This window comes from Psychrobacter sp. NPDC064578, assembly GCF_044901245.1.
Lineage (GTDB): Bacteria > Pseudomonadota > Gammaproteobacteria > Pseudomonadales > Moraxellaceae > Psychrobacter > Psychrobacter cibarius_C.
In genome coordinates, this window is record NZ_JBJDPI010000001.1 from 71,451 (window position 1) to 95,733 (window position 24,283).

A 24,283-nucleotide genomic window follows, 5' to 3' on the forward strand; every position below is an offset into this window, starting at 1 on the left:
CACATATCAGGCGCAGCCTAAGGATTTTCCTTTGTTCAATCATACGACCCTTATTATTATTATCACGGTTATTGTCAGCTTAGTGGCATGGCAAAACAAAACAGTATTTAATCGGCTTATTTTTTATCCGCCAGCGGTAAATAATGGGCAATGGGACCGTTTTGTCACGCATGGCTTTATTCATGCCGATAGCATGCACCTGCTCTTTAATATGTTTACTTTATACTTTTTTGGTCGTGCTATTGAAGGACTGTATCAGCCGTTCTTATTTGGTTATGGTTTCGTGGTCTTTTACGTATTGGCCATTATCATTGCGATGATTCCAAGCTACCTTAAGAATAAAAATAATGCGAGCTATTTAAGCCTTGGTGCATCAGGCGGTGTATCAGCCGTATTGTTTGCTTTTATTTTGCTGGCACCGTGGGAGAAAATTTACCTATTCGCGATTGTTCCTATACCTGCGATATTATTCGCCGTCGCTTATATCGCTTATAGTATCTATGCAGACAAACGGGGCGGCTCTAATATCAATCATATGGCGCATATGTGGGGCGGCGCGTTTGGGGTTATTGCCACGATTATTTTAGAACCGCAAGTCCTACCGCATTTTATCAATGCGCTATTATCGCCTGGGCTTTAAATTTAGTAATGAAGCTTAGTAATTAAGCTCAGTGGTAAAAATTGAAATAAAACTCAGTGATAAAAAGTGAAATGAGCACTTGGTTTATGGTGGCAGTTTAAGTAATTAAGCGATGATTAACATCGCGTTATGTTTTGCACAAACTTATACTCAACAAACTATTTAAGAATTTGATAATTATTATGATAATAGATGTTATCGGTGATATTCACGGCTACGCAGACAAGTTAATTGGCTTATTAGAGCAGCTAGGTTACGTTCATAATGGCACGTACTTTGTACCGCCAGCAGGGCATCGGGCGTTATTTATCGGTGACTTGATTGACCGAGGACCACAACAATTGGCTACCTTAGAGGTTGTTTTTGCCATGTTAGATGCTAACGTGGCAGATGCGATAATGGGCAATCATGAATATAATGCCCTCGCCTTTGCCACACTTGACCCTGATAACTCCAGCCAATATCTGCGCTCGCACAATGACATACATACACGCCAACATGCCGCATTTTTAGCCGAAATAGCTTTTGGCTCAGAGCGTCATCAATATTGGCTGAATCGGTTATATGAGCTGCCTTTATGGATTGAAACAGACGACGCTTGTTTTGTTCATGCCTGCTGGGATGTCGATAGTATGGCGGTATTGCAGCCACTATTGACTGACGATAACTGTTTAACGCCGCACGGGCTAGTCGCCACTGCCAAAGAAAACACGGCGCCATTTGACGCGCTAGAGCGGGTGTTAAAAGGTGTAGAAACAGCATTACCCGACGGCATAGTCATGGTCGATAAAGAAGGCACTGAGCGCAAGCGCGTTCGAGTATGCTGGTGGCTTGACGGGCTGAATAAACGCCGTCTTTATGAGGTGGCGCGTGCGCCTGCATCAGCATTGGCTCAGATTCCAAAAGAGGTGTTGGCTGAAAATATTGATTTCGCTCTGAAAACGGATAAAGCGGTATTTGTCGGTCATTATTGGCTAACTGGCACGCCTGAGCCACTGAGTTCACAAGTAGCCTGTACTGATTATTCAGCGGCGGTAGACAGCGGATATCTGACTTGTTATCAGCTCGATACTGAGCAACCACTGCCACTAAGAGCCAGTAACTTTGTCCAATATCACCATGATAAATCTGCAAACTCCAATCCATAAAATTGGTACTATTGCCCCCGCTTTCTTATTAAAAATCAAACTTGGCTTTACGAGAGCAACAAAACTTTTGTATGATGGTCTTTTTGAGGATATCAAAGCATGAGCACCACAACAGCTACTGTTAACACGATGGATCAAAACAGCCCTATCGCCTCCCCTGCTGGTCAGCCGAAAGTTGGCATTATTATGGGATCACAATCTGATTGGGCAACCATGAGTGCGGCAGCGCAATTGCTCGCAGACTTTGATATCGCTTTTGATTGTGAAGTGGTTTCAGCACACCGCACCCCTGATAGATTGTTTGACTATGCAAAAAGTGCAAAAGATAACGGTCTACAAGTTATCATCGCTGGCGCTGGCGGTGCTGCTCATCTGCCTGGCATGTGTGCCAGTCAAACGCCGTTACCTGTGTTTGGTGTTCCTGTAAAGTCTTCTATGCTCAGCGGTTGGGATAGTCTCTTGTCTATCGTACAGATGCCTAAAGGCGTCGCAGTTGGCACATTAGCGATTGGCTCAGCAGGCGCTTACAACGCTGCCCTGCTTGCGATTCAAGTGTTAGCATTGCATGATGAGACCATTGCAGCTAAGCTGGACAATCTGCGCCAAATGCAAACTGATACCATCCTTGCCAGCCCAACGCCAGGCATTATCAATACCTAATTACCTGTTTTTGATAACGGTTCTTGAATCCCATTATTGAGACATAGCGGCTATTTACTTGATATTTATTTTTAGATGGGTTTTACTTAATACAAGGTGCATGTAATGCACCTTTTCCTATTTTAATAGATGACTTTTTACCTTTTATTACACCCAAAATATTATTCATTTTTAACTCAAAGAGCCTGCCATGACTACAGCGAACGCTTACCCTGTTACCCAAACCATTCGTACCATCGGTATTTTAGGCGGTGGTCAGCTTGGTATGATGCTTGCCGAAGCAGCGATGCCACTTGGCTACCAATGTGTGTTTTTAGAAGACAGCGCTGACTGCCCTGCTAGCCTATACGGTCGTGTCTTTCGTAGCGATCAATTGAAAGACTTCATCGCCGCAGCAGACGTTTTCACCTTAGAGTTTGAAAACACACCGACGGCGACTGTAGAACAGCTGACTGATCTGTCAAAATCAGGTAGCAAACAAGGTATGTTTCCGCCATTGATTGCCCTTGATATCGCACAAGACCGTCTCAAAGAAAAGCAAATGTTCAATTCGCTTGATATTGCCACTGTACCATTTATGGCTGTCAACTCTGAAGCGGATTTGCAGCAAGCCTGTCATGAATTAGGACTGCCTATCGTCCTAAAAACCAGCCGTGGCGGTTATGATGGCAAAGGTCAGTTTGTGATTAGACAAGACAGTGATATCAAGGCGGCATGGCAAGATCTTAAAGATGCAGTTACGGGTAAGGGCTCACTAACGCCAACGCCAGCACCTTTGATTGCAGAAGGTTTCATTAACTTTAGCCGCGAGCTTTCTATTATCGCCGCACGCGCACAAAATGGTCAGGTCCGTTGCTACGATTTGGTCGAAAACCATCATCATAATGGTATTTTAGCCAAGACCCAAGCGCCTGCCGTTGGCACCAGTCATTTATTCAAACAAGCAACCGATGCCATCACCAAGATCATGAACCACTTAGACTATGTTGGTGTGATGGCACTTGAGCTCTTTGTGACCAAAGATGCGCGTGGTCATGACACGCTACTCGCTAATGAAATTGCGCCGCGTGTGCACAATTCAGGACATTGGAGTATTGAAGGCGCTGTCACCAGCCAATTTGAAAACCACATTCGTGCCGTCGTCAATCTGCCATTAGGTGACACCGACAACGTGCATCCAGCGATTATGCTCAATGTCTTGGGGCAATATCCAGATATCAGCGCCGTACTAAATATCGATGGCGCACACTATCATAGCTACCACAAAGCAGAACGCGATGACCGCAAAATTGCGCATATTACCTTGATGCCCAATGATGTTGCCGACTTAGAGCCTGCTTTGGCCAAGCTCGTCGCTACGCTACCCAATAAAATGGGACTTGAGAAAAAACCATCTGCGATTGATAGCCAGCCAAAAGCGGCAGATAGTCTAACCACTACTGACAATAACAATGACAATATTTTAGAGAGTATACAAGTCCATATCGATGACAGCCAAACAACTAAGTCTATCGACGCTAAGGCAAAAACAGAAAAGGTTAAGAAATAATGCAGATTTGGGTAGATGCCGATTCGGTGCCATTGATTGCCAAAGATTTGATTATCAAAACCGCTGAACGCACACAAACCATAGCAATATTCGTCGCCAATCAGCCGATCAAACTGCGTAAGTCACCACTGCTTGTCATGACGGTGGTGCCATCAGGGTTTGATAAAGCCGATGATTATATCGTTGAGCAAATACAGCCAGGCGATCTGGCTATTACCAGCGACATTCCTTTGGCTAATGACATTCTGGACAAAGGTGGTATGGTCTTGACCTCTCGCGGCATGGTCTACGACAAAAATAATATCAAGCAAAAGCTCAATATGCGTGATTTCATGGATACCATGCGCGGTACTGGCGTGCTCGAGCTACAAGAAATGAGTGGTCAAAAACCTTATGGCGATCGTGACAAAAAAGCTTTTGCTGATGGATTAAACAAGTTGGTACGCTAGTTTTCACCCGCTTTGTCTTTGATTTTTTGATCTTATCCACTTTGCAAACTGTATACACGCCATAACCAAACACTATGCAATCGGCACGCTTCATAACGAAGTGTGCCTTTTTTTCTTGATACGCTATATTTAGTTTTTACAACAACGATAACGTATATAAGAATAGGAATGACAATGAAAATTTTAGTAATTGGTGCAAGTGGTCGAGTGGGAACGGATTTGGTCAATCAGCTATTAGCGGATAACCATCAAGTTATTGGCACGACACGCCAAGAAGAAAAACTGTTTACCGATGACAATTATAGCCAACTCGATTTAGATATCACTGCCGAAAAAGAAACTATACAAAAGCAAATTGGTCGAGATATTGACGCTATATATTTCGTTGCAGGGTCTGGCGGCAAAGACGTCTTAGAAGTAGATTTGCATGGGGCGGTCAAAACCATGCAAGCCGCAGAGGACAAAGGCATTAAGCGCTATATTATGCTTAGCACCGTCTTTTCGTTAGACACCAGTAAATGGGACAATGCTGGTATTGCTGACCTAAAAGAATATTATATCTGCAAGCATTATGCGGATCAGTGGTTGATTAATAATAGTAGCCTTGACTACACCATCGTTCAAGCAGGGGCGCTAAAAGAGCGCGAAGCAACTGGTAAAGTCACTGTTAACGATGATAATGCTGGAGAAAATTCAATTGCCGATGTGGCGACTACTCTGGCAGCCGTCCTAAATGCCAATAATACCGTCAAGAAAGTGTTTAGTATGCATAACGGTGAGACTGCGATTGATGAAGCGATTGCAAAATTATAAGAATCAACTTTACAGCGATTAAAACGAAAAAAGCGAGTAAGCCTAATGGGTTACTCGCTTTTTTCTAATAGGCTTGTCAAATAAGTGGTAATTATATTATGTCTATCAATAATCGACTAGGCCAAACCGCTTGGAAAAGAAATCACATCTTCTAAGCTATTCGCGCCTGTGATTACCATGAGTAATCTATCGATACCAACGGCGATACCGCTACAGGGTATTAAAGCATCAGATGCTGCTAATAAATGCTCATCGATTGGCATTTGTGGCAGGTTATGACGCTTACGCAGGTGATTGTCTCGCTCAAACCGTTCTCTTAACGCTTGTCCATCTGCTAGCTCATCATAAGCGTTGGCAATCTCAATGCCATTGATATACAGCTCGAAACGTTTAGCGACTGTATTGCCCTCTTTATCAACCGCTGTTTTTGCCAGTGCAGCCGTGGCAGGTGGATATTCTATAATCAAGGTCGGTAAATCGTGACCCAAGTTTGGCTCGACCGCATGACTAAACAGCAAATCTAGCCAGCTTTGACGAATATCTGCTTCGCCATCTTCTGTGTTATCCAAGTCGCTATTAAAATCAAAACCTGTCAAACCCTTATCTTCTGCTACTGCTTGCAGGGCATCAAGGCTAGCTGTCAGCGGATGTATGCCGACAAAATCCATAAACGCATCAACATAGCGGTAATGACTCATCACCACTGAATGCCCATAAAGCGCCGCTAATAACTCACTCAGCTCAGCCGCCATATCGTCCAGACTATAATTCGGCTGATACCATTCAAGCATGGTAAATTCGATATTATGGCGTACGCCTATTTCATTATCTCGAAATACGGAGCAAATTTGATACATAGGCACTTGCCAGCTGGCAAGTAAACGCTTCATGGCAAACTCAGGTGAAGTATGCAAATAATAAGTACAAGGTTTATCTTGATACGTCACTTGCGCGGCGACTGATTGTAAGAAAGTATCAGTATTGCCAGCCTGCGATAGTAGCGGTGTTTGCACTTCAAGCACTTGATGCGTGGCGAAAAACTGACGAACGGTGCTCATCAATTGCGCACGCTGCTGAGCCATTGCCAATGTCATGGTCGGCGCATAGCTGGGTTTTGAAGAAGAGTTACTTGCTTGGGTCATTATTATTTACTGCAATTAAAGGATAAGAATAAGTTCTCAGATGCTACTTTAGGGTTTAAGGCTGCCTAACTTTTACCACTGCCACTCACGGCGTAAGTGATAATCTCGGCGTAACTGATCAAAGTCAGCGCCCTTTACTTGACCGTCAGCCAGCTTGCTTCTTAGTGCAGCATCATCGTGCATGATGTCGTAAAATTTCTGTAATCTGTCTGGATGTGCTTTTAGCTCAGACCAAAGATAAGTATTAAGTGGTAGCAACTGATGCATCGACAATACAGGCAAGACTGCTAACTTTTCACATAAAGCGTCATAGATAATTTGCGTACCACGCAGCTTACCTTCGACCGTATAACCTGCGATATGAGGGGTGGCGATAGCCAGTTTGGACAATAAGCAAACAGAAATTTCTGGCTCAAATTCAAACACATCAAGCACTACTTGGCGATCTGTGCGCTCAATATCTGCTTCTAAATCACGCGCATTAATGACTGGTCCGCGCGCACTATTAATCAACAAGGTATACGCAGGCATCACTGCCAGCGTAGTTGCGTCAATCAGATGCTTTGTTGGATAATCACTGCCACTAGGGTTTGTACTATCTTTTTTATCGGTTAAAGGCACATGTAAGCTCACTGCATCGCTTTGGCTAAGCACTTGCTCAAGGCTGGCATTATTCGTATTCGATGCAGGCAGTAGTGGATCATAGCCTAGTACTTGCCAGCCTAAATCATTGGCATACTGAGCGAGCGTACTACCAATATTACCAAGTCCGATGATGCCCAATGTTAATGGCTTCGTAGATTGCTGCCAATAGTGCGGACGCAACGTCAAAATCGCCGTCAAGACATACTGCGCGACAGAATGTTTACTACATCCAGCCGCATTGGCGAAAGTGATATTTCGCGCCGCCAAATAGTCTTGATCGACATGATCGGTACCGATAGTCGCTGAACCGACAAATTTTACGCTGTTATTATTGGCTAGCAATGCCTTGCCTACTGGCGTCACCGAGCGTATCAACAGCACATCAGGCTGAACGTCTGCCAGTAATTGCGCATTGATATCGCGTCCAGTGACGGTGATTATATTGACCGTCTGCTCAGATACCTGTCCAAGCATCGAAGCATTAAAAAACGCATCCAAGCTTGCGATATTGCTATCGGCTACGATAGTAATGCTGTCAATAGAGTTCGCTCTATTTTGCATAACGTTTGCAGTATTCTTATTTAACATGACTATGTGCCTCTACGTGCCTCTACTCTGATTCATTGACTGGTGGCAACGTTTGGTTGTCAGACAACACCAAATCCTGCGGGGCAAATATCTCATTTTTATGCTGCGATATCCATTCTCGCCATACCGCCAATCCGATGGCTAGCACCACAGGACCGATAAACAAACCAACAAAGCCAAAAGCCGTTAGACCACCTAATACACCAATAAAAATAATAATAAAAGGGATTTTGGTCGCGCCACTAATCACAATAGGACGGATGAGATTGTCAACCCAGCTGATAACCAAAGTGCCCCATAGTGCCAAGCCAATCCCTTCTACAGTATGACCTTGGCTTAACAACCAAATGGATACACCGCCCCACACAAATGGCGTGCCGAACGGAATCAGGGCGATAATAAAGGTTACGATAGTGAGTAAGATAGGACTTGGTGCACCAGCGAAGTAGTAACCCACACCTGCGAGCAGTGCTTGTGCCAATGCCGTCAAACCAATGCCATAAACCACCGCACGCGTGGTCGTACCCACAGAATCAATATAACCATCGATGCGATTGCCAATGATATTACGCAGTGCTTGACGAATTTGGCGCACCAAACTGGTACCATCACGATAAAAGAAAAACAACGTCATCAGCGCCATACCTAACTTGGCAAGACCGCTAAACACCACATCAAATGCTACTTTGCCATAATATAAATGTGACTGTACCCAGATACGAAACGCCTCTAACGTCCCTTCTGGGTTTTTATTGATTCTCCACAGCACATCTTTCACTTGCTGACCGATGATAGGCATATCTTTAATAGAATCAGGCACATCTAAATAGCCCACTTTTATACGATAAATCAAGTTACTGATTAGGCTCAAGGCTTCTTGCTGTAGAATAAAAACACCGATAACCAGTGGCACACCTATCATTAAGGAGATACTCACCGTCATAATAGCAGCGCTAAAATTAGGACTCAGCTTTACTTTTTCGTAAAAAAAGTTATAAATAGGAAAGGTAACATACGCTAAAATCGCCGCCCATAATGCGGGTACAATAAAAAATTGTACCACTTGAAAACACAGTACGAACAGCACCACCAACAGAGTAATAGCCAATAAGCGCTGAATAATAAATTCTTTTGTCCAATTTTCAATCATAGCGTATAAACCAAGAGCAGACAGCGAAGATCTATCGCGACCTTGCTGGCAAGTTTATAAATGTGTGATGAATATCAACTCACAGACGGTGCCCATAAAAAGACCCTGTCCATTAGCGGTATCCATTAGCGAGGGGTGTAAACAATCCGTACCAGTAAACCTGCTTTGAGAGCATCAAATCGTAGCATACCGTAACATACTTACGGACGATAGTTTTGACTAACGCAAGATAAATATCAAGCGATTATCACGGCTTATTATGCCGCAAAATACGACAATGATATAACGATATGTTGTAATCTTTACTTACAACTTTCTCTGTGCAAGCTTACTAGATGATGACATTAATAGATAGAAGTTGACACATAGATTTAACATGTAAAAACAATGCACTAAAAGGATATTTTACATTCATACTGTAAACTGACTTATTGAAAGGTAATTCACTGGCGCGTTCTATTTGCAACGATAATTGATGCTATACTAAAGTAATTATTTTAAGCTTTTTAATAGCATTAAATTCGTTTGTTCTTATTTATTTGGATCATTCTACATATATAACATTTTTCAGACGATGCGCTACAGCCCTCTTTTAGCGTCCTTCTATAGACTATCATAAGATCAAACCTGTAGAGGGGCGTTAAAACGTTGGATGCTGTGCGTAAGCAAGCTCATCATATCCGTTCACTATTAGAATTCGATATGACAGAGTGCTATTTTGAGTGAATTTCGGACTTACTTTGATTTTATTTTAAATCAACAATGACCCAACAAATTTTAAACCATATATCGATAGGAACAATAACAATGTCAAAAGACAATGATAATCCCAATATAACTCCCTCAACTGAGGCCAGTAAGACCAATAAAACCCAAGAAACTGTTACTTTTGCATTGGCTCAGTCGCATTTTTTGGTTGGTGATATCACTGCCAATGCTGAAAAAATGCGTGCACTCGCATTGCAAGCTCGCGAGCAAGGTGCGGATGTCATTATTTTCCCAGAACTTGCTTTATTAGGTTACCCACCGCAAGATTTATTACTACGCCCAAGTTTATCTGGTCGCATCAAAAGCGCCTTGTCTACTTTAAGTGATATCGATGACATCGTGATGATTGTCGGTTATCCACATGTCGACCATCATGGTACTTTCAACTCTGCTGCTATCTTGCATAATGGTCATCAAAAAGGCTTTTATCATAAGCAAATCTTGCCAAATTATGGCGTATTTGATGAGCGTCGTTATTTTGATAAAGGTCGTAACCAAGTTTTATTTGACTATAAAGGCATCACAATCGGTCTGCTCATCTGTGAAGACTTGTGGGAAAAAGGCCCTATTGCCGAGCTTAAAAAGCAAGGTGCTGATCTGATTATTAGCTTGAACGCCTCACCTTTTGAGATCGAAAAACAAGACAATCGTAAAACGATGCTGGCTAAGCGTAGCCGTGAGAATAATTTGCCTATCGTGTATGTCAACGCCGTTGGCGGTCAAGACGACTTGGTATTTGACGGTGGTTCTATGGCGGTGCAAGCTGATGGTAGCGTTGCCCACGAAGCACCACGTTTTATGAATCAGTTACTTCTTGCCACTTTAGACGTCAAAACTGCCAAGTTTAATAGTCAAACTAAAGCGCCATTAACACTGAGCCGTGAGTCAGAGATGTATCAAGCACTGGTCGTTGGCCTACGCGATTATGTCAACCATTCAGGATTCACTGGTATTATCCTTGGGCTATCAGGTGGTATTGATTCTGCCTTAACGCTATGTATCGCTGTTGATGCTTTGGGTGCTGACAAGGTATATGCGGTGATGATGCCTTATGAATATACTTCTCAGATTAGTCTAGAAGATGCTCAAGCACAGGCTCGCCGCTTAAATGTTTCTTATACGGTTTGTCCTATTTTTGATGCGGTTGAAGGCATCCGTCATACCTTAGCGCCACTATTTAACAAATCGCCAGCAGACACCACTGAAGAAAATATCCAAGCGCGTGCGCGCGGTGTGGTACTGATGGCGCTGTCCAATAAGTTTGGGCACTTGGTCATCACCACTGGTAATAAGTCTGAGTTAGCAGTTGGCTATTCGACATTATATGGTGATATGGCAGGCGGCTTTGATGTGCTAAAAGACGTTTATAAGTCGCAGGTTTATAAATTGGCCAGTTATCGCAACCGCTTGGAAGACACCCCTGTCATCCCTGAGCGTGTCATCACTCGCCCGCCATCTGCTGAATTACGCCCAGACCAAAAAGACCAAGACAGCTTGCCTGACTATGATGTATTAGATGGCATCTTAATGTCATACATTGATGAAGACATGGGCTATCAAGACATCATTAATAAAGGGTTTGACGCTGAACTGGTCGCAAAAGTCATCCAGATGGTAGACAATAGCGAATATAAGCGTTTACAAGCGCCAATCGGTACCAAAATTAGCCATAAAGCCTTTGGACGTGAACGCCGTTATCCATTAGTGAATAAATGGTCAGTAAAAGGCTAAATTAGATTAACCATTGTTGCTTGCCCTACTTTTATTATGTAGAACGCGAGCAATATGGCTAATTTAATACTTTTATAAAAAATCAAGTTTATTATAATTAGCTGGGTGCTTACCCAGCTTTTTTAGTTTCTATAAACCGATTTTTAATGTCAAGCTGTTATAAACAACACTTTCTTTTTTGTGCTTCTAACCCATTCATTCTTTAACTTCAATTATTTTAATCCCTATATTTTTTTACCGAGTATGTCATGAGTTTGCTAACCGCTAGTATCTTTCTTCTTTTATTGCTTGCCCTAAGTGCCTTTGTATCTGCTGCCGAAATTGCCATCGCTGCTGGTCGCAAAATTAAGCTACAAATCATGGCAAAAGAAGGGGATGTCCGCGCATTTGACGTCCTTAAAATGCAAGAGCACCCTGGCAGTTTTATTACTGTCGTACAAGTGGTTTTGAATGCCGTCGCTATCTCGGCTGGTGCGGTCGGTGAGTCAGCTATTAGCCCTTATCTAGAGCTTTTGGTGAAGAATGAAGCAGTGTCATCCGTCATATCATTTGTGCTGATCACCAGTTTGTTTTCTCTGCTCGCTGATCTGATGCCCAGACGATTGGCGATGTCAAACACTGAAGCTATCGCTGTACGTCTCGTACGACCAATGATGCTATTGATTTTTATATTCAAACCCGTGATTTGGATATTTGATGGTGCAGCAAATGTCATCTTTGAATTACTGGGTATTTCAACCATACGACAAGACGATATGACGCCAGAAGATATTTATGCTGTCATGGATGCTGGTGCTGAAGCTGGTGTGCTCAAAAAACAAGAACATCATCTGATAGAAAATATCTTTGACATGCAAGAGCGCACCGTAACGTCGGTGATGAATCCACGTGAAAATATTGTTTATTTTGATACCAAAACGAGCACTGAAAAAGTCGTTGAAGTGATGATTGAACAACCACATAACAAGTTTTTGGTCTGTCAGGAAGATGATTTAGAGCACATTATTGGTTATGTAGAGTCGCGCAGCTTTTTGGCATTGGTTCTTAACCAGCAAGAGGTCAGCTTAACTGACAAAGCCCTACTAAAACCTGCACTCTTCGTTCCTGATACCTTGTCCTTGTTTGAAGTATTAGAGATGTTTAAATCTACAGGCGCTGACTTTGCTGTTATCGTGAATGAGTATGGATTGGTAGTGGGTGTCATCACGCTTAAGGATGTGATGAGTATCGTCATGGGGGAGCTTGTCACCTTGGAGGAGCAGCCCATTGTTCAACGTACTGACAACTCGTGGCTAATCGATGGCATGACTCCTATCGAAGACGTCGTACGCGCTTTAGATATCGTTAATCTGCCACGCAGTCAGAACTATGAAACCATTAGTGGCTTTATGATGTATATGCTACGCAAGATTCCAAAGAAAACCGATACTATCGAATATGCCAATTATCGATTTGAAATTATCGCAACGGACAATCTCAAAATCACTCAGATGCTGGTGACCAGAATGGATGAGACTGTCTGATAAATAAAAATTTAAGCTCGTGCGCCAAATATGGCGCTACCAACGCGCACCATCGTTGAACCACTGGCTATCGCCTCTGTCATATCACCGCTCATGCCCATGCTCAGTGTATCCCAAGCATTTAGCTCTGCATGAGTCTCTTTAATCTCATCAAATAACTGCTTGGTACGGGTAAAAGCATCCGTACCTCCCTTAGCAGGAATAATCATTAAACCACGTAGCTGTAACCTGTCATACCCCTTGATAGCAGTTATCAAATCAGGTAGCTGTGCTGGCAGGCAGCCTGATTTGCTTTCTTCGTTATCGATATTCAACTGAATCAATACATTCAGTGGGGGCAGCTCAGCTGGGCGCTGATCGTTTAGACGCTGAGCAATAATGTCACGCTCAACCGTTTGTACCCAATCGAAATGCTCAGCAATATCACGGGTCTTATTGCGCTGGATACTACCAATATAATGCCAAACAATGTCTTTAGTTTCTGGCTGTCGTTTTAGCGTATCGATTTTTTCGATGGCTTCTTGCAGATAATTTTCACCAAAGTGCTGCTGTCCTTGCTGAGCCAAAGTAGCAATCATATCAGCTGGTTTGGTCTTGGAAACTGCCAGCAACGTCACACTATCTGCTTGTCGTGCCGCATGCTCACACGCTTGAGTCATTTGCTTACTCACTTGCTGCCAGCTCGCAATAAGATTTTGGCTATCAATGTTATTTTCTATTTCTTTCATATATTACTCACGAGAATAATTTAATCTATTTTTTAATCAGTCACTTTTAATGACTTATATTTTTAATGACTTATATAATGAACTTTTATTAGCTATGGTTAAACTTTTTATAAATGTCTTTTAATATAAAAAACTCAATAAGCATCAGTCTATAAATCGACACTCATAATGACTAATTTTACATTTTATTGGTGTAGTAGATGGTTAATTGTCGGTAGTCTTGTTATTATATTGTTACATGGTTTAACATATGCTACTGAATATAATAGTAATGGTAAAGACCATCGCTACTCCTTTATTAACGTGACCGACTTTAATCAGATCGTTGATCGATTGATAATCACTCCCCTTTTTTGCTCTTTTGTCCTACCCTTATTGATTGATAGGAATATCCGATTATGGCTGAAAAAAACAATTTAAGCATCGAAGACTTGCTGCGCTTTACGGTTAAGCATAAAGCATCAGATTTACATATTTCAGCCGGTATGCCAGCAATGATACGTGTTGATGGTGAAATGACCCGTATTAATATGCCAGAGATGACTCATCAGGTTGTGCACCAGCTTATCTATGACATCATGAACGATAAGCAGCGCGCTGACTTTGAAGAATTTTATGAGACGGATTTCTCTTTTGAGATTCCCAATCTAGCACGTTTTCGGGTAAACGCATTCAATCAAAACCGTGGGGCAGGCGCTGTCTTTCGTACCATTCCGTCCAAAGTCTTAACAATGGAAGACCTCGGTATGGGTGATGTGTTTAAACGTGTATCAGACTTTAAACGTGGTGTGGTTTTGGTCACGGGTCCGACAGGTTCTGGTAAGTCCACAACGCTGGCTGCCATGATTGACTATATCAACGAGAGCCGTAAAGAGCATATTTTAACCATTGAAGATCCGATCGAATTTGTCCACGATTCCAAGAAAAGCCTGATTAACCAACGTGAAGTTCACCGTGATACCTTAGGTTTCGAGCCTGCGCTACGCTCTGCGCTACGTGAGGATCCCGATGTTATTTTGGTTGGCGAGCTACGTGACCTTGAGACCATTCGCTTGGCATTGACAGCAGCAGAGACTGGTCACTTAGTATTCGGCACTCTACACACCAGTTCAGCCGCTAAGACCATTGACCGTGTCATTGATGTATTCCCCGCCGCAGAAAAAGACATGATTCGGGCGATGCTATCAGAGTCACTACAAGCCGTTATCTCACAAACGCTTTTGCGTCGTCAAGCAGGCGGACGTGTAGCAGCACATGAAATCATGCTCGGCACCCCTGCTATCCGTAACTTAATACGTGAGAATAAAATCGCTCAAATGTACTCTGCTATCCAAACAGGTGCAGGTGAAGGTATGATTACGCTGGATCAAACACTCAAAAATCTAGTAGCGAAAGGCACCATTAGTAAAGACGTAGCCCGTCCTTATGCCAAACAGCCTGAGGCATTCTTGTAATATTATTCATCGTGCGTCACTGGCTTATCTTGATTGATGTGTGAGTCAATAATACAAGCATTCATGAGCCATGATATACCTTACTTTTATTCTAATGGTTATTATTAGCGATTTTTAAAACATGATTTTAAATACTTTTTTAATCGATTTACATCGAATGCAGGTACGATATGGACATTGATAAACTATTGCAGTTAATGATCAATAAAAATGGCTCGGACCTTTTTATTACCGCTGATGTAGCGCCTTCCATGAAAGTGAATGGCAAAATTTTGCCTGTCGGTAAAACGCCTTTAACTGCTGAGCAAACCATGCGATTGGTCAAAGGTGTCATGACACCAAACCAGCAAAAAGAGTTTGAAGAGACCAACGAGTGCCAATTTGCCATTGCTGATGAAGCACAGCAAGCACGTTTTCGGGTCAGTGCCTTTATACAGCGTGATATGGCAGGGATGATTTTACGGAAAATTGAGAATAAAATTCCGACTGTCGAAGAGCTACGTTTGCCGCCCGCGTTAAAAGAGTTGGCAATGAAAAAACGCGGTATCATTCTGCTTGTGGGTGCAACAGGTACAGGTAAATCAACGACCCTTGCTTCTATGATCGGACACCGTAATCAAAACTCGCATGGTCACATCATTACCATCGAAGATCCTATCGAGTTTGTCCACAAACATCGTGGTTGTATTATTACCCAGCGTGAAGTTGGTATCGATACCCATTCATTTGAGGCAGGGCTAAAAAACACGTTACGCCAAGCACCTGATGTTATTTTGATTGGTGAGATTCGTAACCGTGAAGTCATGAGCTACGCGATCCAGTACGCTGAGACAGGGCATTTGGTGTTTGCAACCTTACACGCCAACAACGCCAACCAAGCGATTGACCGTATCATTCACTTTTTTGAAACCAGTCGCCACAATCAGTTATTTATGGACTTGTCGCTCAATTTGCAAGCCATTATCGCGCAGCAGCTGATTCCCACTCCTGATGGTAAAGGACGCCGTGCAGCTATTGAGATTTTATTGAACTCACAGCTGATTAGTGACTATATCCGTAAAGGCGAGGTTCATGAAATCAAAGATGTCATGACACGATCGCGGGATAGCGGTATGCAAACCTTTGATCAGGCTCTTTTTGACTTATATGAGCAAGGAGAAATCACCTATAAAGAAGCCATTCTTCATGCTGACTCTCCTAATGATTTACGCCTAAAAATCAAACTTAGCAGTAAGAACGGCACCGCCAATCTGGATGAAGGTGCGGATAACTTATCATTAGATATCAGTTAAGCGTGGCTTTTGAGCGTTGTTATTCGTTTTTGCCATAAAAACTTATAAGAAAGCCCTCATATGATTATGAGGGCTTTTCCTATTTTATACATGGCGATAACGCACTAAAAACGATATCAAAGGTAGATCATGCTCACCAATTAAAAATTACTTGATGCTATCCTGACACTCTTGGTCATTACAAATACCGTATAGCACCAATGAGTGACCTGATAATTTAAATCCGTGCTTTTCTGCGACTTTAAGCTGCTCTTCTTCGATGACCTCATTATGAAATTCTATAATCTTGCCACAAACGTCACAAACCAAATGGTCATGATGGCCTTCTTGGGTAATCTCAAACACCGATAAATTATTTTCGAAGTTATGACGCTCGACGATACCAGCTTGTTCAAACTGCGTCAGTACTCGGTAGACAGTCGCTAAACCCACATCCTCACCTTGCTCTATCAGTGCCTTATAAACCTCCTCAGCACTCATATGATGCAACTCTGCACTCTCCAGTAGCTCTAAAATCTTGATGCGAGGTAACGTGACTTTTAATCCCGCTTTACGTAAATCTTGATTGGTAAAAGAAGCCATAATATCCCTTCTGACTGTGACAGTCTTAGCAAATAAAGAACCAAAAATATGAGATAAATAATCGTTAACGATTATTTTTTATAGTATATGAAACATTTTAATAACAGCAGACTGGCTGATTTGACCTCATGTCCAAGCCTGTTATTTTCTATAATAATACTAACGCAAGTCTATGAATTTAAAATATAAATAATAAAATGACTCAGGTAGCATTTGGTAAATAATGTCGTAAGTGGTAGGAAATTGCAAGTAAATGACGTATCATTTGTCCAAGATTGTCGGCCAGACTCGCATTAACCACCTCTGGCTGCGCCTAATTCATTTCTTATGAGTCATCTTACCATGATAAAGACATTAACTTTTCGTCCGTTAAGCCCTGCAAGCGTATTACGCAAGATTGTCATAACCAGTATGCTTAGCGCTACTGTCGCTATGTCTGGCTGCTCATTATTGAGTGTTTATAAGATTGATTTGCCACAAGGCACTGCCATCACTCAAGCACAAGCGCAAAAACTGCAAGTGGGTATGAATCAAAACCAAGTCCTTTATATCCTTGGTAGCCCAGCTATTAGAGACACCTTAGAACCTAAGCGTTGGGATTATATTTACGATTACAAAGCAGGGACAGAAGGTAGCCGCAAGGGTATTGCTGATGTCAAAAATGCCAGTCAGCACTTAATTATCTACTTTGATAATAATGGTTTGGTCAATCGTATTGAAGGTATCGAAAGCCTGCCTGCCTCATAATCAAGAACGGCAACTGGCTTTGATGATAGATGGCGCAACATCGCTTAAACTCGAGATTTATTTTTGCGCTGAGACATGGGATCAGCGCTTAAGCTGCGATATACTTCGATACGATCAAAAGGCTGCAAGCGATAGCTGAGCGGCTGTTTTTGTGCATAGATACCCACATGCCAACGCTTCGCCGTTGGCGTTGCAATATCTGCCACTTGCTCACACCAACGTGCTAACGCTGGAAATTTCACCAACCACCCTGCCTGCCTCAATGCCTCATACAAACTTGTTTCATCATTAACTTGTAGGGTTAAATAATGCTGACATTTTGCATCTTCAGCATATGCCAAATAAACAGTCATTAGCATGGTCTGCTCAGATGACAGCGCACAATTATTATCAGATTGAACGCCATTAGCGTTTAACTCAACCACTGCATCACCCAACCTATCAATGCCAATAACAGTGCTAGTGGCACAATCAAACGAATCGCTATTCGCCATAAGTTATAAAACGCTTCATTGCCAAAATTTAATGACTTACGCAGATGACTAATTTTCATCTGCCAACCCGCAAAGATAGACAGCAATAATACCGCTATGCTGCTAATAATCACTAAAAGTCCGACCAGCCAAACAGTTGGTATGATAACGACTAACAAAAGTGCCAAGACAAAGGTTAATACCAAACTGACCAGTAGTCCAAACTTGTGCGCTAATTGCTGGGTACTATAATGCAGCAAATAGCTGGCGACAAATAACACCCCTATCCAATATGATAGCTGCCCAATTGGTGGCAATGCCATGCCACCAATAGATAACGCCACAACCCCAACGATCAATTGCAATATCCAAATCGGGAGTACCAATTTGGTTGCCCGATACTCACTCATCGCACGGCTGCGAGCAGGTTTTTGCGCATTGATATTATCCGTGTCTACTGCTGTTGCCACTTGGTTCGTTACCAAGTTTTGACCAAACCAGTATAAGCCTGTGCCTGCACCCACACTAACCAACGCTAACGCGACTGCACGCGCCCATTCATTTAAGCTGATATCAGTCATCGCAAAGTCAATATTGGGTAGGCCATTTGCCACGCCGAGCAACAAGCCTATCACCATTAATCCCAGGCCAATCGGTAATGGCGCAACGCCCAATAAACTGAGTAACACAGCAATGACCATCAGGCCAGCAGCGATCGCAAAATCTGGTATAGCAGGAGCGCTATTAAGCTCCGTCAATGCCGCCAAAATACCTGTGCTCGCGCCTGAGATCACTAACGCCGCAATCAGAATAGAGACCAGCGCGGCGAGCCAACCAAAACTACGCCATATTGGGCTGGCATCTGCTTCGCGAGTAAGCTTTTGCATCCCTGCTAATGGCGCATCGACACTACGATAGGCTAAGGCAATTTCCGCATAAACAACGGGCAAGGATACCAATACCATAGCCAATAGCCAGAGTAACCAAAAGTCAATCTCACCAATGGATGCTGGTGCAAACCAACGAAACAGCAGTAGCGGTAGCAGTGCCGCGATAAAATAAGAAGCATAACGGATCATCATAATCTAAATCCAAACGATCTAATACCTTTCACAAAAATGAGAATAGCTAGGAAAACGAGTGTCCGTACTACGCATTGTAGACGAAACAAGTTTGACACTGCCAATCATACTCTGTGGGTTTGGTATAAAGTGAATAACGATAATTTATCATGATACAGAGCAACGATAGGCCTCTGTAAGCAGTTTTATTTTATAATAGTCGATTCAATTTAAAAGAAGCACAAGGTAACCAGAAGCAAATATATATTCAATACTTCAAGCGAGGTTAATGCAGCGACTCTTTTATAATGAAATAACTATAAGGTCTCTATAATATAAGGGATGAACAGTTATAAAAAAACCCCGAAATCGGGGTTTAATAATGAAACAATGGCGGATATATGGTCAAGTACTTATTAATTTCAGCGAGGTAACGTGCATTAGCCACTCGTAGCTGATATCAATGAATTAGTGAACAGCACTGATATAATCTGACAAGATACGAATATCACGATCCGACAGTTTCGATGCGACTGTCTGCATCATACCCATATCGCCTTCTTTCGCAGCATCATTGACACGTTTTTGCTCATCACTATCAACATCATCAACACGGCCAGCCGCACGGAATAGTTTTAGCTGAGTGGAGATGTACTGTGCATGCTGACCACCTAAGCGTGGAAATGCCGCCCAAGTATTACCAGCAGCATCTGGACCATGACAGCCTGCACAACCGATGACACCGCGTGACTTATCACCACCTAAGAATAGCTTAGTGGCTTCTTGGTTGGTCGCAGGATTACCAAATCCAACGCCCCAAGGCGCTTGGCTAGCATAATAACCAGCCACGTTGGCTAAATCTTGCTGCGATAAATTTGCAACTTGTGATTGCATAATACCGTTCTTGCGATAACCTGCTTTAAAGTTGACCAACTGTTTGTAAAGATATTTTACGTTTTGGCCACCCAAGTTAGGCTGCGCAGGGACAACACTGACACCATCAACACCATGACAAGCAGCACAAACCGTTTCTGCAATTTGCTTACCGGCATTGACGTCGTACTCAGGAACAATAATAGCAGCTTGTACGCTGAAACTTGCAACGCATAAGCTGGCAGCAGCGATTAACTTTTTCATTGATACAAATCCTACTAGCTCGGCGTAAGCATTATTTAGAGTGATTGCACTGATAAGATACCTTATATAAACCACCCTACTATTGGTTAGGTAGGTATATGTTTTAAGGTCTTGGCCACAAGCAGTCTGAAAGTACTTACTAACATCAGGGTTTATTTTCGATTATTATAGCAAGACTTTGTAGCATTTGCCTACTTAATCGTCACATCCATCAGTTTTTCTAACACATAGACAAGTATACCAACAAAAAACAAAAAGCGCTTACAGGCTAAAAAACCCAGCGCTTTTTTAAGTTGTTTTATAGTGTGTCGTATTGTGTTGCTTTATCGGTCAGCGTCTCACTTACTCATGTACTCAATCAACTTACGATAATCATCGTCGCTACAACTGTTACAAAGACCACCAGCAGGCATCTGCGTCATACCACTTTTAACAGAATTAATAAGTGTCGGCATGCTTTTTTGTTCAATAAGCTGTTGCCATTTGGCACTATCACCTTTTTTGATGGCGTTCAGCGCCCCACTATCGTGACAGGCAGCACATGAGTTATCATAGGTGGCTGCAATATCAGCAGCATTAGCGCTAGTCATAATGGCACTACTGAGCAGTAATGCCGCTCCGCTACCTATTAAAACTCGGTAGGTTTGGCTAAAAAGTGCATTGATTGAAACCATAGAACACCTCCTTTTGATGCTTCTCTCGTTTAATCAATCTTGCTATTAAACGTCGTTCGTTCAGTATATCTTATTAAACATTGTAACAATGTATGTCGTATAAATATAGATAAATATAGTTTGGCTTTGGTAACGTATGAATAAAAGCGGCAACTTGCTCTAATGAGCGCTTATTTTAATGGTATTCTGTCATTTATGTGATGCTAATCATAGTTATTTCAATAAGTAAGATAAGTAATAGTATAGAATAGTCGATAACTTGAAATGACTGTGTTTATGACCAATAAACATTGAAAGTTATGATGAATAACTTCGTAACGATTTTTTGTCTAATGCACTGTCTTCTCGACAACCAGTTGATTAAAATTTTATAACCGTATCCAATTTCTTAAAGATTAATGAGCCATTTATGAGTACCCCGTTTACTGATGTCGCCGCCGAACATGCATTGTTCAACACTAAATCTCGTCAAAAAATTCAGCAAACTGAGTTTATGATGTCAGCGCCTACTTTTCGTCTCTGCCCACCCGATATGGGCTTAGAAGTTGCCTTTGCAGGACGCTCAAACGCAGGTAAATCCTCTGCTATTAATGCCTTAACCAACCAGCGCCAACTGGCACGCTCATCTAAAACGCCTGGTCGTACACAGATGATTAACTTTTTTAGTATTGGTGATGCTGATAGACGTTTGGTGGATTTGCCAGGTTATGGCTACGCAGCGGTACCGCTTGAGATGAAAAAAGAATGGCAGGTTGAGCTAGAAGAATACTTGGTGGCGCGCTCAAGCCTTGCAGGTTTGGTGCTCATGACTGATATTCGTCATCCATTGAAATTCTTTGACGAGCAAATGCTACGTTGGGCAAATGATGGTGAACTGCCAGTACATATCTTGCTAACCAAAGCAGATAAGCTAAAGTATGGCGCATCTAAAAATGCGTTACTTAATACTCGTAAAAGACTAAAAGAACTGGGATTGAACTGTAGCATTCAGCTATTTTCAGCACTAAGAAAAGAAGGTCTGGATGAGCTGGCTGGTGTCATGGGCAACTGGTATGAGTATCAGCTTGAGGCAGACAAAATCATTGAATCCTCTTTTGCGTTACTAGAAGGCACTGAGTTGGAAGAAGCGATCGAAAAAGATAGCATTGAAAAAGATAGCATTGAAAAAGGTGCTATTGAAAAGGACAGTGCTCAAAAGGATAGTGCTCAAAAATAAATCAAATAAACATTATCGTCTCCAAGTAAAAAGGGTTTATCGTTATTATCGATAAACCCTTTTTTTATTATCATTTTTTAGCATTCAAAAAGTGTTTTATTTAAGCACCTTTATTTAAGTGCTTTTATTGAAGTGCTTTTATTTAATTGCATAGTAGCTCAGCCAACGCTTGTGGCGTGTCAACCTGATAAGTGGGTTGCTGTGCGGCGAGCTCTGCAGGTGATGCTGTGCCATAATTCACCGCAATACTTGTCATGCCTAGTTCCGTTGCCATTTGGATATCGTAGATACTGTCACCGATGAAAACAGCATCGGCGATTTGCTGCTGCGTATAATCCAAAATATCGGTCAACATCTGCGGATCAGGTTTTGAGCCTGCCTCATCGGCACAGCGGGTCATCACAAAATAATGGTGGCTCTCTGAAGCATCTAATACGCGGTCTAAGCCCTTTCGCTTTTTACCAGTTGCAACCGCGAGGCTTTTACCTTGGGCTTGTAGGGTCTGCAACATCCCTTCTATCGGCGCAAAAAGCGGCGTACTGTGGCTGTTGGCAATATAGTGGTCTGCGTAGCTTTGCTGAATCGCAAGCTTTTGCGTGTCATTGGCTTGCGGATACAAAATCTCAATGCCATTCATTAAGCTCAGCCCAATGATGTCTTGTACTGCTTTATCGGTCGTCTGAAAACCATGCGCCTGCCCTGCCACATGCATTGACTCAACGATTAATCCAATGGAATCCATCAGCGTCCCATCCCAATCAAAAATAATCAGCGTCTTATCCGCTAAACGATGACTGGCTGATAACTGAGTTCCTTTGGAAGCGCTAGAGATACTAGCGACAGATTGATTGCTCATAAATAGACCTTAACGAATATCAATAATAAATGGTAGATACGAAAACGTCACGGCGACTTATTAAGAAAAATAAGCGTTCGTGACGTTTAAAGTTAATGCTTAAAAATTTTATTTGGTGACTTATTCAGGCAATTTTGTTTGCTCTGGCAACCAGTCTGCCATGTCATCTGGTAGCGGTGCAGTAATAGTTTCATAGCCTGGAATGTCTAAACGCCACGCATGCAGACACAGACGATGGACGCCTGATTTATCATGCACATTATATTTATCATCACCCAAGATAGCGTGACCAATATGCGCCAAATGCACACGGATTTGATGAGTGCGACCAGTCAGCGGTTTGGCTTCAATTAAACTAACTGGCTGATCAGCAATCATAAAACGACCATGAACGACGATATCCGTCTGGCTTTCTTTAGATTGCGGATCTTGCGCATCTACTTTGACGCGGCGTTCACCACTAGCAACTGTATAGCGTAGCAATGACGCATCAATGCGTTGCTCATTTAATGCTGGCTGACCTTTGGCGATACATAAGTAATGCTTTTGGATGGTTTTATCGACGAGATGCTGTTGCAACGCTTTTAGCGCTGAGCGTTTTTTAGAAATCATCAATAGACCTGAGGTGTCTTTATCAATGCGATGTATCAGCTCTAGGTATTTTTTACCTGTCACTTCACGCATGGCTTCGATAACACCAAAGTCCAAACCACTCCCACCGTGAACGGCGATGCCAGAAGGCTTATTCAGCACTAGCATTCCTTCGTCTTCATATACTACGCGCGCTAACAAGCTTTTAGCAAACTCGGCACTGATAATTGGTTTTTCGCGGGTAGCAAGTACCACTGGCGCGATACGTACTACGTCTTCACGCTGTACTCTATCGTGCGCTTTGCAGCGTTTATTATTGACCCGAATCTCATCTGAGCGAATCATTTTATAGATATGCGATTTTGGCAAACCTTTTAAACGGTTCAACAAAAAGTTATCCAAGCGCTGATCGTGCTGATGGCGGGTTACTTCAAGATAATTTACCTTACCAAAGTTGCTGATTTCATCATCAGCGCTTTGCGGGCGTGTTTTACTATTAAAAATAGCAGGGGCTTCATGGGTAGGTGCGTCGTCAGTCATTTTTGGCTTCGTCATTTTTAGTTAGGTATTTACAGAAAGATTTGCTATAGTTTAGCATGTTGAGCGACAATTAAGCAGAGACTGCAGCAATAATCGTTGTTGTTGTTCTAAATAGTGCATTACCAT

Annotated in this window: 23 protein-coding genes; 12 read left to right on the plus strand and 11 right to left on the minus strand. The window is 42.4% G+C overall.

Annotated features, from left to right (window positions below; genetic code table 11):
* Positions 1-31 precede the first annotated feature (31 nt).
* The 6 genes from ACI2JM_RS00265 to ACI2JM_RS00290 all read left to right on the plus strand — a co-directional run bounded on the left by ACI2JM_RS00265 (position 32) and on the right by ACI2JM_RS00290 (position 5,259).
* Positions 32-640 (plus strand): rhomboid family intramembrane serine protease, encoded by a 609-nt coding sequence (locus ACI2JM_RS00265; protein ID WP_045443506.1) that lies wholly within the window; start codon positions 32-34, stop codon positions 638-640.
* Between the two features lie 182 nt (positions 641-822).
* Positions 823-1,788 (plus strand): metallophosphoesterase, encoded by a 966-nt coding sequence (locus ACI2JM_RS00270; RefSeq protein ID WP_404641262.1) that lies wholly within the window; start codon positions 823-825, stop codon positions 1,786-1,788.
* Positions 1,789-1,887: 99 nt separating this feature from the next.
* Positions 1,888-2,448 carry a 5-(carboxyamino)imidazole ribonucleotide mutase gene (gene purE / locus ACI2JM_RS00275; protein ID WP_404641264.1) on the plus strand — a complete coding sequence of 187 codons (561 nt, stop codon included), beginning with the start codon at positions 1,888-1,890 and terminating at the stop codon, positions 2,446-2,448.
* Between the two features lie 190 nt (positions 2,449-2,638).
* Positions 2,639-3,997, plus strand: a complete 1,359-nt coding sequence (locus tag ACI2JM_RS00280; RefSeq protein WP_404641266.1) for a 5-(carboxyamino)imidazole ribonucleotide synthase — start codon at positions 2,639-2,641, stop codon at positions 3,995-3,997.
* Positions 3,997-4,446: a YaiI/YqxD family protein gene (locus ACI2JM_RS00285; protein ID WP_314884964.1), complete on the plus strand. Its 450-nt coding sequence runs from the start codon at positions 3,997-3,999 to the stop codon at positions 4,444-4,446. Before ACI2JM_RS00280 ends, ACI2JM_RS00285 begins: the two co-directional genes overlap by 1 nt.
* A 174-nt stretch (positions 4,447-4,620) precedes the next feature.
* Positions 4,621-5,259: an NAD(P)H-binding protein gene (locus ACI2JM_RS00290; RefSeq protein ID WP_404641268.1), complete on the plus strand. Its 639-nt coding sequence runs from the start codon at positions 4,621-4,623 to the stop codon at positions 5,257-5,259.
* 116 nt (positions 5,260-5,375) lie between these two features.
* Here ACI2JM_RS00290 and epmA read toward each other — a convergent pair whose 3' ends face one another.
* The 3 genes from epmA to ACI2JM_RS00305 form a co-directional block, all read right to left on the minus strand.
* Positions 5,376-6,401, minus strand: coding sequence for an EF-P lysine aminoacylase EpmA (epmA, locus tag ACI2JM_RS00295; protein ID WP_404641270.1), 1,026 nt, complete (start codon positions 6,399-6,401; stop codon positions 5,376-5,378).
* Between the two features lie 72 nt (positions 6,402-6,473).
* The gene (locus ACI2JM_RS00300) at positions 6,474-7,586 is read right to left on the minus strand and encodes a 4-phosphoerythronate dehydrogenase (protein WP_404641709.1); all 1,113 of its coding nucleotides are present in this window, start codon (positions 7,584-7,586) and stop codon (positions 6,474-6,476) included.
* 70 nt (positions 7,587-7,656) lie between these two features.
* A complete protein-coding gene (locus tag ACI2JM_RS00305; RefSeq protein WP_045455346.1) occupies positions 7,657-8,784 on the minus strand; it encodes an AI-2E family transporter in 1,128 nt (375 codons plus the stop codon).
* An 807-nt stretch (positions 8,785-9,591) separates the two neighbouring features.
* On the opposite strand from ACI2JM_RS00305, the gene ACI2JM_RS00310 reads away from it, so the two are divergent.
* On the plus strand, positions 9,592-11,283 hold the full coding sequence (locus ACI2JM_RS00310; protein WP_045455343.1) for an NAD+ synthase: 1,692 nt from the start codon (positions 9,592-9,594) through the stop codon (positions 11,281-11,283).
* 248 nt (positions 11,284-11,531) lie between these two features.
* Positions 11,532-12,806 carry a hemolysin family protein gene (locus tag ACI2JM_RS00315; RefSeq protein WP_201604851.1) on the plus strand — a complete coding sequence of 425 codons (1,275 nt, stop codon included), beginning with the start codon at positions 11,532-11,534 and terminating at the stop codon, positions 12,804-12,806.
* Positions 12,807-12,817: 11 nt separating this feature from the next.
* Here the strand turns inward: ACI2JM_RS00315 and ACI2JM_RS00320 are convergent, their stop codons facing one another.
* Complete coding sequence (locus ACI2JM_RS00320) at positions 12,818-13,534, minus strand: YggS family pyridoxal phosphate-dependent enzyme (protein WP_201604852.1); 717 nt, start codon at positions 13,532-13,534, stop codon at positions 12,818-12,820.
* A 398-nt stretch (positions 13,535-13,932) separates the two neighbouring features.
* On the opposite strand from ACI2JM_RS00320, the gene ACI2JM_RS00325 reads away from it, so the two are divergent.
* Both ACI2JM_RS00325 and ACI2JM_RS00330 read left to right on the plus strand, forming a co-directional pair.
* On the plus strand, positions 13,933-14,988 hold the full coding sequence (locus tag ACI2JM_RS00325; protein WP_045443495.1) for a type IV pilus twitching motility protein PilT: 1,056 nt from the start codon (positions 13,933-13,935) through the stop codon (positions 14,986-14,988).
* A 170-nt stretch (positions 14,989-15,158) separates the two neighbouring features.
* Positions 15,159-16,280: a PilT/PilU family type 4a pilus ATPase gene (locus tag ACI2JM_RS00330; protein WP_055123483.1), complete on the plus strand. Its 1,122-nt coding sequence runs from the start codon at positions 15,159-15,161 to the stop codon at positions 16,278-16,280.
* 147 nt (positions 16,281-16,427) lie between these two features.
* On the opposite strand, the gene fur is transcribed toward ACI2JM_RS00330, so the two are convergent.
* Positions 16,428-16,862: a ferric iron uptake transcriptional regulator gene (gene fur, locus ACI2JM_RS00335; RefSeq protein ID WP_055123484.1), complete on the minus strand. Its 435-nt coding sequence runs from the start codon at positions 16,860-16,862 to the stop codon at positions 16,428-16,430.
* A gap of 327 nt (positions 16,863-17,189) precedes the next feature.
* Between fur and ACI2JM_RS00340 the strand changes: the two genes are divergently transcribed.
* A complete protein-coding gene (locus ACI2JM_RS00340; protein WP_045455336.1) occupies positions 17,190-17,609 on the plus strand; it encodes an outer membrane protein assembly factor BamE in 420 nt (139 codons plus the stop codon).
* 44 nt (positions 17,610-17,653) lie between these two features.
* Here the strand turns inward: ACI2JM_RS00340 and ACI2JM_RS00345 are convergent, their stop codons facing one another.
* The 4 genes from ACI2JM_RS00345 to ACI2JM_RS00360 form a co-directional block, all read right to left on the minus strand.
* Complete coding sequence (locus ACI2JM_RS00345) at positions 17,654-18,034, minus strand: RnfH family protein (RefSeq protein ID WP_227690124.1); 381 nt, start codon at positions 18,032-18,034, stop codon at positions 17,654-17,656.
* Positions 18,022-19,164 carry a hypothetical protein gene (locus ACI2JM_RS00350; protein WP_201501927.1) on the minus strand — a complete coding sequence of 381 codons (1,143 nt, stop codon included), beginning with the start codon at positions 19,162-19,164 and terminating at the stop codon, positions 18,022-18,024. The genes ACI2JM_RS00345 and ACI2JM_RS00350 overlap by 13 nt, the downstream gene beginning before the upstream one ends.
* Before the next feature lie 447 nt (positions 19,165-19,611).
* The gene (locus tag ACI2JM_RS00355; RefSeq protein ID WP_201603922.1) at positions 19,612-20,280 is read right to left on the minus strand and encodes a cytochrome c; all 669 of its coding nucleotides are present in this window, start codon (positions 20,278-20,280) and stop codon (positions 19,612-19,614) included.
* A gap of 338 nt (positions 20,281-20,618) precedes the next feature.
* Complete coding sequence (locus tag ACI2JM_RS00360; protein ID WP_404641276.1) at positions 20,619-20,954, minus strand: c-type cytochrome; 336 nt, start codon at positions 20,952-20,954, stop codon at positions 20,619-20,621.
* A gap of 409 nt (positions 20,955-21,363) precedes the next feature.
* Between ACI2JM_RS00360 and yihA the strand changes: the two genes are divergently transcribed.
* A complete protein-coding gene (gene yihA / locus ACI2JM_RS00365; protein WP_404641278.1) occupies positions 21,364-22,170 on the plus strand; it encodes a ribosome biogenesis GTP-binding protein YihA/YsxC in 807 nt (268 codons plus the stop codon).
* A gap of 142 nt (positions 22,171-22,312) precedes the next feature.
* On the opposite strand, the gene ACI2JM_RS00370 is transcribed toward yihA, so the two are convergent.
* Positions 22,313-23,026, minus strand: coding sequence for an HAD family hydrolase (locus tag ACI2JM_RS00370; RefSeq protein ID WP_404641280.1), 714 nt, complete (start codon positions 23,024-23,026; stop codon positions 22,313-22,315).
* Between the two features lie 120 nt (positions 23,027-23,146).
* Positions 23,147-24,157 (minus strand): RluA family pseudouridine synthase, encoded by a 1,011-nt coding sequence (locus tag ACI2JM_RS00375; RefSeq protein WP_404641282.1) that lies wholly within the window; start codon positions 24,155-24,157, stop codon positions 23,147-23,149.
* Positions 24,158-24,283 lie beyond the last annotated feature (126 nt).

What these genes read in the sequence shown, in the direction of transcription:
- ACI2JM_RS00270 (WP_404641262.1), top strand. Translation starts at nt 823, where the DNA reads ATGATAATAGATGTTATCGGTGATATTCACGGCTACGCAGACAAGTTA.
- purE (WP_404641264.1), top strand. Translation starts at nt 1,888, where the DNA reads ATGAGCACCACAACAGCTACTGTTAACACGATGGATCAAAACAGCCCT.
- ACI2JM_RS00280 (WP_404641266.1), top strand. Translation starts at nt 2,639, where the DNA reads ATGACTACAGCGAACGCTTACCCTGTTACCCAAACCATTCGTACCATC.
- ACI2JM_RS00285 (WP_314884964.1), top strand. Translation starts at nt 3,997, where the DNA reads ATGCAGATTTGGGTAGATGCCGATTCGGTGCCATTGATTGCCAAAGAT.
- ACI2JM_RS00290 (WP_404641268.1), top strand. Translation starts at nt 4,621, where the DNA reads ATGAAAATTTTAGTAATTGGTGCAAGTGGTCGAGTGGGAACGGATTTG.
- epmA (WP_404641270.1), bottom strand. Translation starts at nt 6,401, where the DNA reads ATGACCCAAGCAAGTAACTCTTCTTCAAAACCCAGCTATGCGCCGACC.
- ACI2JM_RS00305 (WP_045455346.1), bottom strand. Translation starts at nt 8,784, where the DNA reads ATGATTGAAAATTGGACAAAAGAATTTATTATTCAGCGCTTATTGGCT.
- ACI2JM_RS00310 (WP_045455343.1), top strand. Translation starts at nt 9,592, where the DNA reads ATGTCAAAAGACAATGATAATCCCAATATAACTCCCTCAACTGAGGCC.
- ACI2JM_RS00315 (WP_201604851.1), top strand. Translation starts at nt 11,532, where the DNA reads ATGAGTTTGCTAACCGCTAGTATCTTTCTTCTTTTATTGCTTGCCCTA.
- ACI2JM_RS00320 (WP_201604852.1), bottom strand. Translation starts at nt 13,534, where the DNA reads ATGAAAGAAATAGAAAATAACATTGATAGCCAAAATCTTATTGCGAGC.
- ACI2JM_RS00325 (WP_045443495.1), top strand. Translation starts at nt 13,933, where the DNA reads ATGGCTGAAAAAAACAATTTAAGCATCGAAGACTTGCTGCGCTTTACG.
- ACI2JM_RS00330 (WP_055123483.1), top strand. Translation starts at nt 15,159, where the DNA reads ATGGACATTGATAAACTATTGCAGTTAATGATCAATAAAAATGGCTCG.
- fur (WP_055123484.1), bottom strand. Translation starts at nt 16,862, where the DNA reads ATGGCTTCTTTTACCAATCAAGATTTACGTAAAGCGGGATTAAAAGTC.
- ACI2JM_RS00340 (WP_045455336.1), top strand. Translation starts at nt 17,190, where the DNA reads ATGAGTCATCTTACCATGATAAAGACATTAACTTTTCGTCCGTTAAGC.
- ACI2JM_RS00350 (WP_201501927.1), bottom strand. Translation starts at nt 19,164, where the DNA reads ATGATGATCCGTTATGCTTCTTATTTTATCGCGGCACTGCTACCGCTA.
- ACI2JM_RS00355 (WP_201603922.1), bottom strand. Translation starts at nt 20,280, where the DNA reads ATGAAAAAGTTAATCGCTGCTGCCAGCTTATGCGTTGCAAGTTTCAGC.
- ACI2JM_RS00360 (WP_404641276.1), bottom strand. Translation starts at nt 20,954, where the DNA reads ATGGTTTCAATCAATGCACTTTTTAGCCAAACCTACCGAGTTTTAATA.
- yihA (WP_404641278.1), top strand. Translation starts at nt 21,364, where the DNA reads ATGAGTACCCCGTTTACTGATGTCGCCGCCGAACATGCATTGTTCAAC.
- ACI2JM_RS00370 (WP_404641280.1), bottom strand. Translation starts at nt 23,026, where the DNA reads ATGAGCAATCAATCTGTCGCTAGTATCTCTAGCGCTTCCAAAGGAACT.
- ACI2JM_RS00375 (WP_404641282.1), bottom strand. Translation starts at nt 24,157, where the DNA reads ATGACTGACGACGCACCTACCCATGAAGCCCCTGCTATTTTTAATAGT.